Annotated in this window: 1 protein-coding gene; it reads left to right on the top strand. The window is 71.4% G+C overall.

Annotation, left to right across the window (positions count from 1 at the left end):
• Positions 1–1,945 (top strand): DNA translocase FtsK (locus CQZ88_RS13495; RefSeq protein WP_258008587.1); only part of this gene is annotated, 1,945 nt, incomplete at both ends.

The raw sequence follows: 1,945 nt of genomic DNA, 5'->3' as shown, positions 1-1,945 counted from the left end.
GGGCGCCACCACCCGCACGATGGGCAGGGTGACGGAGGTCGAGCACGGCCACCGCCGCGACGGCATCGCCCTCGGGCTCATCGCCGCGAGCGTCGTCGTCGCCGGCACCGTCTGGTTCGCGGTCGGTGGCCCGCTCGGGGGCTGGCTCGAGACCGCAGTCCGCGCGGTCGTCGGCGGCGCCAGCGCGGTGCTGCCGCTGGCCGGCCTCGTGATCGCCGTCGTCCTCATGCGCACCGAGCCGCGGCCGGAGATCCGGCCCCGGCTCGTCCTCGGGTCGCTGCTCGTCGCGCTTCCCGCACTCGGCCTGTGGCACATCGCCTCGGGTATGCCGGACGACGGCCCGGGCCGCGAGGGCGGCGCCGGGTTCGTCGGCTACCTGGTGGGCGGACCCCTCACCGACGGTCTGACGGTGTGGCTGTCGGTTCCGTTGCTGCTGATGGCGGCCGGCTTCGGGATCCTGCTGCTCACCGGCACGACGATCCGGGAACTGCCCGGCATGTTCCGCGACTACTTCGGTCTGCACTACCGAGCCGACGACGAGTACGGCGAGTACGACCCGGACCCTGCCGGCGGCTACGACCCGGAGCGCGACCCGACCCTGTTCGACGCCGACGGCTATCCCGTCGAGCGGCGCACCCGGACCCGGCGGCGCACCCCGGTCGAGAACTACCCCACGGACGAGTTCGACGGCGACGCCCGCACCGAGGTGCTGCCCCTGTGGGAGCCGGATCCGGCGCCCGCCACGTCGCCGGCACCCGAACCCGAACCGGCGCCGGAACCGCCGCGGGCCCGCACCCGGCCCAAGGCGGCCCCCGCACCGGTCCCGCCGGCGGAGGAGCCGCCCGCCGACGACAAGCTCGAGCCGCTCGTGCCCGATCGGGTGGTCGAGGGCGACTACACCCTGCCGTCGCTCGGGCTGCTGCTCGAGGGCGACCCACCCAAGCAGCACAGCTCGGCGAACGATCAGATGATCGAGGCCATCACCGAGGTGCTCGAGCAGTTCAAGATCGACGCCGCCGTCACCGGCTTCACCCGCGGCCCGACGGTCACGCGGTACGAGGTGGAACTCGGCCCGGGTGTGAAGGTCGAGAAGATCACCGCACTCGCCCGCAACATCGCCTACGCCGTGGCCACCGACAACGTGCGACTGCTCGCGCCGATCCCCGGCAAGTCCGCGGTCGGCATCGAGGTCCCGAACTCGGATCGTGAGCTGGTGCGTCTCGCCGATGTGCTCGCCGCACCGTCGACCCGCAAGGACCACCACCCGCTGGTGATCGGGCTCGGCAAGGACATCGAGGGCGACTTCGTCTGCGCGAACCTGGCGAAGATGCCGCACCTGCTGGTCGCCGGCTCCACCGGCTCCGGCAAGTCGAGCTTCGTCAACTCGATGCTGGTGTCGCTGCTCGTGCGCGCCACGCCGGACGAGGTCCGGATGATCCTCATCGACCCGAAGATGGTCGAGCTCACGCCCTACGAGGGCATCCCGCACCTGATCACGCCCATCATCACCCAGCCGAAGAAGGCGGCCGCCGCCCTCGCGTGGCTGGTGGAGGAGATGGAACAGCGCTACCAGGACATGCAGGCCAACCGGGTACGGCACATCGACGACTTCAACACCAAGGTCAGGTCCGGCGAGATCACCGCGCCGCTCGGCAGCGAGCGCGTCTACCGGCCCTACCCGTACATCCTGGCGATCGTCGACGAGCTCGCCGACCTGATGATGACGGCCCCGCGCGACGTGGAGGACGCGATCGTGCGGATCACCCAGAAGGCCCGCGCCGCCGGCATCCATCTGGTGCTCGCCACGCAGCGGCCCTCGGTGGACGTCGTGACCGGCCTGATCAAGACGAACGTGCCGTCGCGGCTCGCGTTCGCCACGTCGTCGCTGACCGACTCCCGGGTCATCCTCGACCAGCCCGGTGCCGAGAAGCTCATCGGCATGGGC

Origin of the sequence: Rhodococcus sp. ENV425 (assembly GCF_002887785.1) — a bacterium.
Taxonomy (GTDB): Bacteria; Actinomycetota; Actinomycetes; order Mycobacteriales; family Mycobacteriaceae; genus Rhodococcus; species Rhodococcus aetherivorans.
Note: the sequence above shows the minus strand (reverse complement) of the source record. Positions and strands in the feature narration are given on the sequence as shown.